General features: G+C 55.4%; 13 protein-coding genes. 11 read left to right on the plus strand and 2 right to left on the minus strand.

Going from position 1 to position 13,506, the window contains the following annotated elements; all coding sequences use genetic code 11:
• Nucleotides 1–2 precede the first annotated feature (2 nt).
• Together ATO67_RS04065 and ATO67_RS04070 are read left to right on the plus strand one after the other, a co-directional pair.
• Entirely contained in the window at nucleotides 3–1,202 is a 1,200-nt protein-coding gene (locus tag ATO67_RS04065; protein WP_245303826.1) for an MFS transporter, read from the plus strand.
• Between the two features lie 171 nt (nucleotides 1,203–1,373).
• Nucleotides 1,374–1,763 carry a DoxX family protein gene (locus ATO67_RS04070; protein ID WP_067644741.1) on the plus strand — a complete coding sequence of 130 codons (390 nt, stop codon included), beginning with the start codon at nucleotides 1,374–1,376 and terminating at the stop codon, nucleotides 1,761–1,763.
• A 55-nt stretch (nucleotides 1,764–1,818) separates the two neighbouring features.
• Here the strand turns inward: ATO67_RS04070 and ATO67_RS04075 are convergent, their stop codons facing one another.
• Nucleotides 1,819–5,466: a response regulator gene (locus tag ATO67_RS04075; protein ID WP_245303828.1), complete on the minus strand. Its 3,648-nt coding sequence runs from the start codon at nucleotides 5,464–5,466 to the stop codon at nucleotides 1,819–1,821.
• A gap of 486 nt (nucleotides 5,467–5,952) precedes the next feature.
• Here ATO67_RS04075 and ATO67_RS04080 point away from each other — a divergent pair, with 486 nt between their 5' ends.
• Nucleotides 5,953–7,488, plus strand: a complete 1,536-nt coding sequence (locus ATO67_RS04080) for a DEAD/DEAH box helicase (RefSeq protein WP_067644747.1) — start codon at nucleotides 5,953–5,955, stop codon at nucleotides 7,486–7,488.
• A gap of 53 nt (nucleotides 7,489–7,541) precedes the next feature.
• Here ATO67_RS04080 and mnmC2 read toward each other — a convergent pair whose 3' ends face one another.
• Nucleotides 7,542–8,264 carry a tRNA (5-methylaminomethyl-2-thiouridine)(34)-methyltransferase MnmC2 gene (gene mnmC2, locus ATO67_RS04085; RefSeq protein WP_067644750.1) on the minus strand — a complete coding sequence of 241 codons (723 nt, stop codon included), beginning with the start codon at nucleotides 8,262–8,264 and terminating at the stop codon, nucleotides 7,542–7,544.
• On the opposite strand from mnmC2, the gene ATO67_RS04090 reads away from it, so the two are divergent.
• The 8 genes from ATO67_RS04090 (at nucleotide 8,263) to ATO67_RS04120 (ending at nucleotide 13,501) form a co-directional block, all read left to right on the plus strand.
• Nucleotides 8,263–9,456, plus strand: coding sequence for an NAD(P)/FAD-dependent oxidoreductase (locus ATO67_RS04090; protein ID WP_067644753.1), 1,194 nt, complete (start codon nucleotides 8,263–8,265; stop codon nucleotides 9,454–9,456). The two genes, mnmC2 and ATO67_RS04090, sit on opposite strands and share 2 nt — an antisense overlap.
• A gap of 105 nt (nucleotides 9,457–9,561) precedes the next feature.
• A complete protein-coding gene (locus ATO67_RS04095; protein ID WP_067644756.1) occupies nucleotides 9,562–10,269 on the plus strand; it encodes a DUF1045 domain-containing protein in 708 nt (235 codons plus the stop codon).
• A 75-nt stretch (nucleotides 10,270–10,344) separates the two neighbouring features.
• Nucleotides 10,345–11,268 (plus strand): allantoinase PuuE, encoded by a 924-nt coding sequence (gene puuE / locus ATO67_RS04100; protein WP_067644759.1) that lies wholly within the window; start codon nucleotides 10,345–10,347, stop codon nucleotides 11,266–11,268.
• Nucleotides 11,268–11,765, plus strand: a complete 498-nt coding sequence (gene uraD, locus ATO67_RS04105) for a 2-oxo-4-hydroxy-4-carboxy-5-ureidoimidazoline decarboxylase (RefSeq protein WP_067644762.1) — start codon at nucleotides 11,268–11,270, stop codon at nucleotides 11,763–11,765. Before puuE ends, uraD begins: the two co-directional genes overlap by 1 nt.
• Before the next feature lie 4 nt (nucleotides 11,766–11,769).
• On the plus strand, nucleotides 11,770–11,898 hold the full coding sequence (locus ATO67_RS23690; RefSeq protein WP_280940003.1) for a ribonuclease HepT family protein: 129 nt from the start codon (nucleotides 11,770–11,772) through the stop codon (nucleotides 11,896–11,898).
• Nucleotides 11,899–11,901: 3 nt separating this feature from the next.
• Complete coding sequence (locus ATO67_RS04110; RefSeq protein ID WP_067644765.1) at nucleotides 11,902–12,402, plus strand: ureidoglycolate lyase; 501 nt, start codon at nucleotides 11,902–11,904, stop codon at nucleotides 12,400–12,402.
• Nucleotides 12,399–12,755, plus strand: a complete 357-nt coding sequence (gene uraH, locus ATO67_RS04115) for a hydroxyisourate hydrolase (protein WP_067644768.1) — start codon at nucleotides 12,399–12,401, stop codon at nucleotides 12,753–12,755. The genes ATO67_RS04110 and uraH overlap by 4 nt, the downstream gene beginning before the upstream one ends.
• A gap of 5 nt (nucleotides 12,756–12,760) precedes the next feature.
• Complete coding sequence (locus ATO67_RS04120) at nucleotides 12,761–13,501, plus strand: metallophosphoesterase family protein (RefSeq protein WP_067644771.1); 741 nt, start codon at nucleotides 12,761–12,763, stop codon at nucleotides 13,499–13,501.
• Nucleotides 13,502–13,506: the final 5 nt, after the last annotated feature.

Raw genomic sequence — 13,506 nt, forward strand, 5'->3', positions numbered from 1 at the left:
TTTTGCTTTCATTCTTGCGCGACAACATTCGCTGGCTGGGCGCCGGTTTCGCGATGCTTTTTGCGTCCTCTTTCGGCCAGACCTTTTTCATTTCGCTATCCGGTGGTGAAATACGCCGCGAGCTTGATCTCAGCGACGGCCAGTTTGGGCTTGTCTATATGGCCGTAACGCTCGCATCCGCCTTCAGCCTTGTATGGCTTGGTAAAATTCTGGATGTCAAAGCGGTTCGTTCCATTGTTGCCCTGGCCGTTCTCGCACTGGCGTCAGGGGCAATCGGGCTTGCCTACTCCTCATCCATCGTGGTGCTGGCGGTAAGCCTGTTTTTGCTACGTCTTTTCGGCCAGGGCATGATGGTGCACATTGCCTACACCACTATCGGGCGCTGGTTCTCAGCGGAACGGGGAAGGGCCGTGTCGATCTCGGCACTGGGGGTGAACGCCGGACAAGCCCTATTGCCCCTGCTTGCCGTCGCTGGCATGGCAGCATTCGGATGGCGTAATCTCTGGGTTATAGTTGCTGCGTTTATCATCTTGATATTGTTTCCCGTTCTACTGGCGCTGCTGAAAGTCGAGCGCGTGACCGCGCCTGTTCCGGTCTTGCCAACTGCTCAGGTTTCCCGCAACTGGATGCGCGGCGAGGTGCTACGTGATCCGTATTTCTATCTTCTGATGCTTGGAATGCTGCCGCCAGCCTTTATCAGCAACACGATCTTTTTCCATCAGGTGCATTTGTCGCAATCGAAGGGATGGCCGCTCGAAACTTTTGCATCGGCTTTCCTGATCTATGCGGTGGTCGCCGTATCGAATTCTTTGCTTTCCGGCTATCTGGTCGATCGGTTTTCGGCGCTTCGATTGCTTCCATTCTACCTGTTGCCTTTCGGGGTCGGTTGTCTGCTGCTGGGAGCTGTGGATGCGCCGTGGGTGGTTTTCGTCTTTATGGTTTTATACGGAATTTCCGACGGCTTTTCGCTCACGCTTTTCGGAAGTCTATGGCCGGAAGTCTACGGTGTGAAGTATCTGGGCGCGATCCGCGCCGTCATCGTCGCCACCATGGTCTTTGCGTCTGCGCTCGGTCCCGGCCTTGGCGGAATGCTCATCGATTCCGGCGTGGCCTTCACGTCCCAGATCATGGTCATGGGGGTCTATTGTGTTCTGATTTGTGCCGTCCTGCTGTCGCTTACGCGTCATATTCGCATGAGATGACAAGGCGAAATTCCACGCTTCCAAAAAGCTGATCACGATCGTTTGTACGCGTTGTGAATCGATGGGTAGGCTGTTGTTTTTGGTCGGGAAAAGTGTATCTCGAATAGTTGTATTTCCCAGTTAGGTTTTGAAGATCGTTAGGTCGAACCTGCTTTATAAGGACAAAATAAAATGGCATTTTTTGAAAAACTATCGCGATACCAGCCTTACGGTTTGGCTGCGCTGCGGATCATCGCGGCGCTCTTGTTCATCGAGCACGGCACGCAGAAACTGTTCGGTTTCCCGGCGTCGCAGATGGAAGGTTCTCTTCCTACAATGTTGCTGATCGCCGGGCTTCTCGAACTGGTCGGCGGACTTCTCATCCTCGTCGGACTTTTCACCCGTCCTGTTGCATTCCTTCTGTCGGGTCTGATGGCCGTTGCCTACTTCACGGCACACGCACCGAAAAGCTTCTTTCCAGTTTTGAACGGCGGCGATGCGGCCATTCTTTTCTGCTTCATCTTTCTTTACCTGGTCGTGGCTGGCCCAGGTGCCTTCTCCGCGGATGGGCAGCGCCGTTAATCGCTGGCAAGTCTGAGATTTTGAGCGCCGCGTGGGATATTCTCAGGCGGCGTTTTTAATTCGACTTCGAATCCGCGGTCATTTGCGGTTGTCTCATCAGCCATTTTTCGATTTTTGCCTGAAGAAGTTCGGGACTGATGGGCTTTGACAGATAATCATCCATCCCCACCGAAAGACACAGATCACGATCGCTGTCTTGTGCGTTAGCGGTAACGCCGATGATCGGAACCCGCGTCCCATTCGGCATATTTTGTTCTTCTGCACGAATAGCCTGAGTTGCCTGATGACCGTTCATGACAGGCATGGAAACATCCATCAAAATAATGGAAGGTCTATCGATTCTCCACGCTTCAACCGCCTTTTTTCCATTGCTGACAATACGGAAATCAAGATTGGTTTGCTGGAGAATCTGCGTGAAGACGATCTGGTTGACGTCATTGTCCTCGGCAATCAGGACATCCAGTGATCCTGTGTTTGGTCGTACCTCGGTTGCCCGGGTCTCGTCTCGGTGTCCTTGTTCACCAGCGTTTGGGCGATGGCCGGTATCGCTGCTTTTCCTCACCGGCGCAGGCGACTCCGATCCATCTCTACCGCCGAGTTGATCCTGCAACGCACGCTCAGCGCGCCGTGTGCGGACGACATCCGTCAATGTTTTGCGCAAAAGTCTGGCACGCACGGGCTTCATAAGATGTGCATCAAACTGGATTTCGGGCTCGCGGTGAACCGAATCCATCGATGTCAGGAAGACGATTGCGGTATCGCAAAGCCTAGGATCGCCTCTTATGGTGCGCGCCACCTGCACCCCATCCATATCCGGCATGTGACAATCCAGAATGACCGCATCGATATCGAAGCCGATTGCTGCGGCCTCTTCGAGAATAGCCAGACCCGCCGGGCCGCTGGCGGCTGCGTAGCCATCGACACCCCAACTTGTCAGTTGTTCGGTCAGTATCTGTCGGTTCACCGCGTTGTCATCGATCACGAGGACGCTGACTTTTTTGGTATCGATAGGGCCGGCGTTTTGCTCGGATCGATTTCCCACGATGCGCAATGGCAAGGTTACGGTAAAGGTCGAGCCTTGCCCCACCACGCTTTCCACATCCACTTTTCCACCGAAAAGCCCGACAAGTGCCACCGTGATTGCAAGACCGAGGCCGGTGCCTTCATGGCGGCGTGTCGAGGAGGTATCTGCCTGATTGAATTTTTCGAAAATGCGGTTCAACTGATGTTGCGCAATGCCGATACCGGTGTCCTGGACGCGCAGGTTCATGATGAGTTCGCTGTCGTCAACGCTCTCGGCTACAAGCTCGATCAGGACGTGGCCGGTTTCCGTGAACTTGATGGCGTTTCCGATGAGGTTCGTCGCTATCTGCCGGAAGCGTCCTGCGTCACCGCTCACCAGATGATGGAATGATGGATCAATGCTGACGATGAGTTCGATATTTTTTTCCATCGCCTGCGACGATAGAAGCGATGCAACATCCTCGACGGCTTCCGCCGCGTCGAAGGTCGTGCTGCGCAGCGTCATCTGACCTGCGTCGATCTTCGAGAAGTCGAGGATGTCGTTGATGATCGTCAGCAGCGCATTGCCGGATTTCACGATGACATCAGTAAATGTTCGCTGCCGGGTGTCGAGCTTGGATTTGGCCAGCAATTCCGCCATGCCGAGGACGCCGTTCATCGGCGTTCTGATCTCATGGCTCATATTGGCCAGAAATTCGGACTTGGCCATGTCGGCAGCTTTGGCGCGCGCCAGCAGGCCCTCAAGCTCTGCTTCACGCTGCTTCATCTCGGTGACGTCGGTTACGATGACAAGCCAGTATTCGCTGGCACTGATGGTCGCCTCCACATTGAGCCAGCGCTTCGCGTCCACTTGCTTGAGCGATGAAAAGGGTTTGCCAGCCGCAACATTATGCATCCATTCCAAACGCGTTGCTTCGGCGCTTTCGGCATCGCCAAAGTCGCCTCGGTCTGCGCAATAGGCAAAGAATGGCAGCCAGCTTTTACCAGCGGCGACCAGCTCTGGCGGGACATCGAACATGCGTGCCATCGCATCGTTCGACATGATGATCTCGCCGTTTTGAATCAGAGCCAATCCCTGGGCCATGACGCGTGTCGCATCCTGCAAATACTTACCAACACGCTGCAATTCCTGGCGGGCGGCACTGATTTCCTTGTCGCGGGCGCGCACGGCGGTGCTGTCGGAAAACGTGATAAGGATTTTGTTTCCGGCTATCCGCTGTTTTGAGAGGATCGTGAACTTGCCGGCCTTGCTTTCGACTTCCCGCGACGTATGACCATCGATCAGGTTCAGGCGGTTGATGCGGTCACGGCAAGCATCCTCAAAGCTGATATCGCCGAAATCATATTTTCCGCTTTCGTAGCCCATTTGCATATAACGCTTATAGGGCTGACCAACGAGATCGATTTGCTCTTCGACTTCCCAAAGGTCATAAAAACACGTGTTTGCGTACTCGATCGTCAGGTCCGATCCCAGCAACATGACGCCAACGGGAAGTGAATCGAGAATCGACTGAACCTCAGCGTGAAGCTTCTCAGCTTCATCGCGGGCAGCAAGCAGTGCCTGCTTTTGCTCCATCAGCGGCGTGGTGTCGGTTACGGAGCCGACTAGATAGGGTTCATCGTCTGGGCTTATCATGCGGCCCACCCTGATGATTGTCGGCACGGATGTGCCGTCGTTCAGCAGGATTTCTTCGGTTTTCTGCAGTTCCTCGCCGGTCTGGAGAACGTGATCATTTTCCTTTCGGAAGCGCTCACCCTCGTGAACGAAAATCTGCGACTCCGTCAGGCCGTAATATTTCCCACGGGGCTCGCGCCACAATGTTTCATAGGAAGCGTTCGCATAGGTAAGGCGACGTTCGCTATCCAGCATGAAAACGGCAACCGGCACACGCTCCAGCGCTTCCCGGAAAAGCCAGTTTTCGCGCGTGTGCTTCTCCAGCAGAATTTCTCGTGCTTTGGCTTCGCTGACGTCGATTCGAAGCGCAACCAGCATACCGTTTTCGAGACGCTTGTTGATGAAGCGTATGAAACGTCCGTCGCTCATCTCCTCGGTGAATTCGGAGTATGGCTCGCGGGCTTCAGCGAGCTTCGCTTCCAGCCAGGCCTCTTTGTCAGACGCGTCAGGGCTTCTGACCTTGACGACGATGTCATGGAAAGCCGCGGCGATTGTCTTCAGTTCAAGCCCGGCCTGCCAATCAAGGTTGAGGTCAGAGTATAACGTCTCGAACCGCTTGTTGGAGTAAATCAGCCTGTCTTCGGGGTCATAAACCGCAACAGCCACATCGAGAAGATCAAGCACATTTTTGCCGATCAGTGTCTCGTTTCCATCGGCCTCAATATCCGTCGCGACAGAAGGCGTTGTTTCGAAAATCTCGAACAGGAACAAAGCCCCATCTTCGGTTTCGAACCGTTCGCATTTTACCGCATGGCTTTCGTTGTGACCTTTGCACAATATCACTTCTTCCGTCGCAAAAACGAGCGAACGGCGTTCCTTATCCTGCCGCTCGTTATCTTCGGTTATGCCAAGCAATTCATGTGTTGTCTTGTTCTGGAAAGAGGCGATCGGGCGGCCGACAAAAAGTGCGTAGGCTGAATTAACGCAGACATAGCGCAATTGACTATCTTTAATGCAGGCGGGCAAATCCAGCGCTTGAACGCCTTCACATGCTTTTTCAAGCAATCCGCCCCCATTTATCAAGATATTCTCCGTAACTGCCTGTGACGTACGATAGAATCAGCACATCTGTTTTGTCGTGTTTGAAAATGAAAACTATTGTAGAATGACCGAACTGGCTACGCGCCGACGCGCTTTATTAAGGTTTGTTAACTATAGTTTTTCATGGATAGTTAAAGTTTCGGTCGCCGCTGGCGGCGCTATGGAAAATCAAGCACCTAAAACATTTGCTTGACTTTTCTCCGCAAAACGATCAAACCCCCTCAAGCTTTCACCCTCGGCAGCCGCGTGAGCTGCAGCGTCAACGAAAACGATACGACGCATGAAGGAAAAAGCGCATTGATACAGGAGCCGGCGAAATCGCCGCACTGAAGCGCAGAAAGTCATTCCAACCCACAAGTTCCCAATTCACGCGGGGTTCTTGACGCCAAGACAACCGGACAGCAAGGCTGATCCGGGTTCAAGCGTTTTGGCGCCCCGAAAGGTATACTATTGACCAGTTTTAGCGAACTCGGCCTCTCCGAAAAAATCGTGGCCGGCGTCACCCAGCTCGGTTACACCACACCTACGCCCATCCAGGAAAAAGCGATTCCGCTTCTTCTCGAAGGTCGCGACATGATCGGTCTTGCACAGACCGGCACAGGCAAGACGGCCGCTTTCGGCCTGCCGCTCATAGAAATGCTGTTGAAGCTACCTGATCGTCCTGCAAACAGAACCACCCGCACCCTTATTCTGGCGCCGACACGCGAACTGGTGAACCAGATTGGCGAGAGCCTCCGCGGCTTCGTGCGCAAGACGCATCTGAAGATCAATCAGGTCGTTGGTGGCGCGTCCATCAACAAGCAGCAACTGCAGTTGGAAAAGGGCACAGATATTCTGGTTGCCACGCCTGGTCGCCTGCTCGATCTGATCTCGCGCAACGCGATTTCCCTGTCCAAGGTGACTTTCCTCGTGCTTGACGAAGCCGACCAGATGCTCGACCTCGGCTTTATCCATGATCTGCGCAAGATTTCCAGGATGGTCCCTGCCGAGCGTCAGACACTGCTGTTTTCGGCCACCATGCCGAACTCGATCGCAGACCTGGCCGGCAGCTATCTGAAAAACCCGGTTACCGTTCAGGTTACGCCTCCGGGCAAGGCTGCCGACAAGGTAGAACAATATGTTCATTTCGTTGTAGGCAAGAACGACAAGACCGAGCTTCTCAAGAAGACCCTCAACGAAAACCCGGATAGCCGTTCTATCGTGTTTCTGCGCACCAAGCATGGGGCTGAAAAGCTGTCCAAGTATCTGGAACACATCGGCTTCAAGGTTGCTTCGATCCATGGCAACAAGAGCCAGGGCCAGCGCGAACGTGCGTTGAAGGGCTTCAAGGACGGCGAATTCAAGGTTCTGGTTGCGACTGACGTTGCCGCACGCGGTATCGATATTCCAGCCGTAACGCATGTCTTCAACTATGATCTGCCTGAAGTGGCTGACGCTTACGTTCACCGGATCGGTCGTACAGCCCGCGCTGGTCTCGACGGCATTGCCATTGCGTTCTGCGCACCGGACGAAACCCGTCTGCTGCATGACATCGAAAAGCTGATGAAGATCGAGATTCCGGTTCTGTCCGGCGAACGTCCAGCAGGTCTGTCGAGCCCGTCTCGCGGGAACAACAATAACCGTGGCGCTGGCAACCGCGCCAATGCAAACGGTCCTCGCCGTCAAGGTGCAGAACGTGGCGAGCGTGCACATGGTGATCGTCCACAGCGCGGTCCTCGTGACGGCGCTTCGCGTGACGGCGGACGCCGCAATGGCGAATTCCGTGGTCAACGCGCTGGTGAATTCGCACCTGTTGAACGCGACAACGATCTGGAAGTGACGTCAGATTTCAAGCGTCCAAATGCCGAAGGCGCAGCTGGCAAGCCAGCCGTTAACCGCAACCATCGCGGTGGCCAGGGTCGTCCGGCACGTAAACCCGGTTCCTTCGCACCTGCCGGTCAGGCTCGTCCTGCTGGTAACGCAGGTCGCGGTCGCAAGCGCGGCTGATCGGGTCTGATCTGAATTAAGAAACGCCCGGATGAAAATCCGGGCGTTTTTCGTTATGGCTTTACGCCACACAGCATTTCCCGTTTTCCCGCAAAGCCGGGTCGACGTTCGACGGTAAAGCCAACTGTGCCCAGATTGCGCCGCACGAAACCTGCCGCCGCGAATGTCGCAAAGGTTCCGCCTGGAGCGGTCTTCGCAAACAGCGCTGCCATGATCTCCAGCGACCACATATCCGGGTTCTTCGCGGGCGCAAAGCCATCGAGATACCAGGCGTCGAATGTATCCGTGCTCTGGATGATCCCCTGCATGGCGTCGCCGCAGAAGACGGTCAGACGCGTCTGCTCATCCAGAGTTATGTCAACCCAGCCTTCCGGGTCCGAGGGCCACTGCGCGACGAACGCTTTGCGCTCGGCGTCCAGCTGCGGCCAATGGGACAGCGCGCGGTCCAACTCACTCGTGGTCATCGGGTAGAGCTCGAAGGACACGAAATGCAGCTTGGCATTGGTGGGGCGGTGCAGTTTCCACTGCCGCCAGGTTTCGCACAGATTGAGTGCCGTCCCGAAACCGAGTTCACCGATGCGGAATGTTCCCTGCGCCGTTTGCCAGCGTTCAGGCAGGCCATTGCCCGACAGTGAGACGTGGCTGCATTCCTGCCGTCCGTCCGTCTGGCAATAAAAGTGGTCGCCAAAGGCCAGAGAATAGGGCATATCGCCCTCTCGCCAATCCAGCATATTTGAGCCGGCTCGTGCCGGCATATTTTCGTCGGGATGTCTCATGCTCCAAGCCGATAGTCTTCCCCGGCAAACAGGTCAATCATCTTTGCCAGCCAGCGTCTCATTGCTGATCATCGGCGGTGGCATCATGGGGCTGTGGGCGGCGGTAAAGGCGGAAAAGCTCGGTATCGACACGTTGCTGGTCGATGCCGACGGCATTGGAAGCGGTGCCAGTGGCGGTCTTCTGGGTGCTTTGATGCCGCACATGCCGGATCGCTGGTCCGACAAGAAGCAATTTCAATTCGATGCCTTGCTGAGCCTCGAAACCGAGATAGGGGCATTGGAGGCGCAAACGGGCCTGTCGGCAGGCTACCGGCGATGCGGGAGAATCATCCCGTTGCCCAAGCCCCATCTGCGCTCAATCGCGGAACGGCATCAAAGGGATGCCATATCGAATTGGGGCCAAGGTGGCCGGCAATTTCATTGGCACCTGCTGGATACGCCGCCGGTCGATGGATGGGTGAACGCAGCAGCGGGTGAGGCGGGTTTTGTACACGACACCTTCGCCGCCAAGGTTTCCCCCCGGGCATTCATTGCCATGTTGAAAGAGTATCTGCGACGGGCAAAACATGTGCAGGTGGTGGAGAACTGCGGTGTTGCGACGCTGGATAGGAATGGAGCGGCGATCTTGATGGATGGCCAGCGGATTGGCTTTGGTCACGCCATGGTCTCAGCCGGGCATCATTCATTTCCGCTTTTGACCGAAGCGTTGGGCTTCGCTGCGGATGCCGATCTTGGGCGGCCCGTCAAAGGGCAGGCCGCATTGTTGCAAGTCAATGCGGATCCCTTAATGCCTGTGGTGTTTCTGAACGGTCTCTATGTCGTGCCGCATGAGGATGGCACGGTTGCTATCGGCAGCACCAGCGAGGAAGACTTTGACGACGCTTTGACGACGGATGAGAAGCTGGATGGTCTGATTGCGCAGGCACGGCAGATCGTTCCCTCGCTTGCAGATGCTCCCGTTATCGAACGCTGGGCCGGTTTGCGTCCCAAGGCGATCGGGCGTGACCCTATGGTTGGTCCGCATCCTGATTACCCACGAATAATTGCATTGACCGGCGGCTTCAAGGTCAGTTTCGGCCTGGCACATCGCCTGGCGGATGCTGCTCTGGATGCTTTACAGGGCAAGCCCATGGATGTACCGGGCAGTTTTTCTTTTGAAGATCACATCTGCGTTTTCAACCTGCCTCATTGATTTATCAGCGTTTGCACGTCGTTAATCTGTCACGCAAATCACCTAACAGCTTGCCTTATGCAATATAGCTGATGAAAACCGTTTCGGACGGCGAGGTGACGACGCATGCGGTACGCCATTCATTTTACGCCTTCCCCGAACGACCCCTTGACCCATGCGGCTGCGGCTTGGCTTGGTCGCGATGTCTATTCCGGCCAGACGGTGGAACCACCCGCCGTTTCAAGCCTCGGCATGCAGGAAATTTCCTATCATACGGCTCTTCCACGTCGTTACGGTTTCCATGGCGCAATCAAGGCGCCATTCCGCTTGATGGATGATGTCGGCGAGGCAGCGCTGCTGCGTAGCCTGATGCATTTTGCCGGAACGCATCAACCCTTTACCTTGCCGCCGTTCGAAATTGCCAAACTCGGAAATCTGTATGGGCTGGTGCTGTCCTGGCCATCGGAAGCCCTGAATTTTCTCGCGGCAAGCGTTGTTCAGGAATTTGATCGGTATCGTGCGCCCCTATCCGACGCCGATATCGAGCGCGCCGACCCCGATCGTCTGTCTGCAACGCAACTGACCAATCTTCACCGTTGGGGCCATCCCTATGTGATGGACGAATTTCGGTTCCAGATGATCTTGACGGGTGGTGTAGTGCCTGCGGACTGCGTGCGTGTGGAGCGGGCAGTGCGTGGCGTCTTCGAGCCTGTTTTGGACAGGCAAGTCGAATTCTCCAACCTTGCCCTTTTCGTGGAAGACGAGCCGGGCGCCCCGTTCCGCGTGCATTCACTGCACCCCATGGGTCGCGTGTCTGCCCGAAAGATTGCATAACGACGCGATCGAAAATGCTCTCGACTTTCCGGTCCGCAATGCTACCGTTCACGAAATTTGCGTGAAGGTGATTTGATGATTTCCGTTGACTATCCCCGTAATCTCGTTGGTTACGGTCGTAATGCCCCTGATCCCAAATGGCCAGGCGATGCCAGAATCGCGGTACAATTCGTCATAAATTACGAAGAAGGTGGCGAAAGCTGCATTCTCGACAGCGACAAGGCGTCCGAGTCTCTGCTGTCGGAAATCGTCGGTGCGCAGCCATGGCCAGGGCAACGCAATCTCAACATGGAATCGATCTACGAATATGGATCGCGCGCCGGTTTCTGGCGGCTGTGGCGCATGTTCACCAGCCTCGGCGTCACGACCACCGTCTACGGCGTCACGTCAGCCATGGCGCGCAACCCTGAAGCCGTTGCTGCGATGAAAGAAGCAGGCTGGGAAATTGCCAGCCACGGTTATCGCTGGCTGGAATACAAGGACTTTTCAGAGGAAGAAGAGCGAAAGCATGTGCTTGAAGCCGTGCGCTTGCACACGGAGCTGACCGGCGAGCGCCCCTACGGCATGTATCAAGGCAAGCCCTCAGATAACACCTTGCGCCTCGTTATGGAGGAGGGCGGTTTCCTTTATTCTTCTGACAGCTATGCAGACGATCTGCCCTACTGGGTCAAAGGACTGAAGGATGATCCGTTCCTGATCATTCCCTACACGCTCGATGCAAACGACATGCGGTTTGCCACGCCGCAGGGCTTCAATTCCGGTGATCAGTTCTTGACCTACCTGAAGGACACCTTCGATGTGCTCTATCAGGAAGGGGCCGAAGGTGCAGCCAAGATGATGAGCATTGGCCTTCACTGCCGGCTCGTCGGTCGTCCCGGCCGGGCCGCAGCGCTTCGTCGTTTCATTGAATACGTGCTTGGCCATGAAAAGGTCTGGATACCCCAACGCGTCGAAATCGCACGTCACTGGCATGCACATCATAAGCCGGAGGCGCTTTGATGGTTGGTAGGGCCGAGTTTGTCAGCCGTTTCGGCGGCGTTTTCGAGCATTCGCCGTTTATTGCGGAACGCGCCTTTGATGCAGGCGACGTTCGGGAGCCTATGACGGCTGGCACCGTGCATGCCGCACTCACAAAACACTTTCGCGCGGCCTCCCAAGACGAAAGACTGGGCGTTCTGCGCGCCCATCCCGATCTTGCAGGAAAGCTGGCCATCGCCGGAGGGCTGACCGAAGACAGCCGCAAAGAACAGGCTGGGGCAGGTCTTGATCGCCTTTCTCCAAACGAGCATGCCCGATTTACGGAACTCAATGCTGCCTATGTCGAGAAGAACGGCTTTCCGTTCATTATCGCCGTCAAAGGTCTGACCAAAGACGATATCCTGCGCTCGTTCGAAACTCGCATCAATCATAATGTGCAGGATGAGTTTGCAACCGCGACAGAGCAGGTCGAGAAGATCGCTCTGTTGCGATTGACTGCCATCCTGCCGGAAAGCTGAGGCCATGCGCAATCTCATCTTGCATGATTATTCCGGCCTGCTGTCGGTTGTCTGGAGGACGGTCACTGAAAGTATCCCCGACTTGCAGGCGCGTATGGCACTCATCAGAAACTGGCGTGTCCAAGGTGAATGAATTTTGACTGAATTTCTTGAAATCCTGCCTTTGACCAAAGAGGTATTCGCACCCTTTGGCGATGTTATCGAGGCAGACACCGCAACGATCAAGCTCATCAATGGTGGCAATACCGAGCGGCATCATGCGCTCGCAGCGCCTGACGTGACAGGCGAGGGTGCTCGTGTCGTATTGAACATTTTTCGTGGCAAACCCAGGCGGTTTCCCTACGCCATCGATATGATGGAACGACATCCGCTTGGCAGCCAGAGCTTTACGCCGCTGTCCGGCAATCCGTTTCTGGTGGTCGTTTCTGAGGACGTGCAGGGGAAGCCTGGAAAACCGCGTGTATTTCTGGCCCGTGCGGATCAAGGCGTGAATTACCATCGCAATGTCTGGCATCATCCATTGATGACGCTCGATTCCACCAGTGATTTTCTGGTTGTGGATCGGGATGGCCCCGGTAACAATCTGGAAGAATTCTTTTTTGATCAGCCCTATTTCGTTGCGGAGCCCAAGCCATGACCGGTCTTACCACCCATGTTCTCGACGCCGCCAATGGCACCCCTGCGCAGGGTTTGAACATCGATCTTTACCGGTTGGATGGCGACAGCCGCGAAAAGCTGAAAACGGTGGAAACCAACAGTGACGGTCGTGTTGATGGTGGACCGTTGCTCATCGGCGATGAATTTCGCGCGGGGTACTATGAGTTGGTGTTCCACGCGGGCGATTATCTCCGAACCCGAGGTCTTGCTCTACCGGACCCCGCCTTTCTCGACATCATCCCCATTCGTTTTGGCATAGCAGATGAGAGCAGCCATTATCACGTGCCACTGCTGCTTTCGCCCTATAGTTACTCAACATACCGTGGAAGCTGAACTCGATGATTTTTGCCGCTATTGCCGATATCCACGGAAACTGCGCCGCACTGGAAGCCGTCCTTTCGGATATTGGAAAACTTGGGATTACCGATATCGTCAATCTCGGCGATTGCTTTAGCGGGCCGCTGGAAGCTGGCCGCACCGCTGATATTCTGGTGGGGCAGAACATCCCGACCGTTCGTGGCAATCATGATCGTGCTTTGATCGACCGCCCGTTCGAGAACATGGGAGACTGGGAAAAGCCTGCGCATGCGCAGCTCTCGACGGCTCATCTCGCCTGGTTGCAGGCCATGCCCTTCGACATGGTGTTCAAGGATGTTGCTTATTGCTGCCACGGCTCACCAAAAGGCGATCTGGAATATTGGCTAGAGAGGCTTTCACCCGAAGGCATTCTTAGCCTGCGCCCACTGAAAGAGATCGAAGCACTGGCGGAAGGTATCAAGCAACCGCTTATGCTGTGCGGTCACACCCATATAGCCCGCACCGTTCATCTTTCCGATGGCCGGTTGATCGTCAATCCGGGCAGTGTCGGTTGCCCGGGCTGGAAAGATGACGAACCGGTCTATCACCAGGTCGAAGCCGGTCATCCGCTTGCCAGTTATGCCGTGCTGGAAGAGACGGCTCACGGCTGGCAGGTTTATTTCCGGCAAGTCCGCTACGACCATGTCGCCATGGGTGAGCTTGCGCGGGCAAACGGCATGTCACAACTGGGCAATGCGATTGCTACCGGCTGGCTTGACTGATCCGC

Origin of the sequence: Agrobacterium bohemicum, assembly GCF_001562555.1 — a bacterium.
GTDB lineage: Bacteria > Pseudomonadota > Alphaproteobacteria > Rhizobiales > Rhizobiaceae > Agrobacterium > Agrobacterium bohemicum.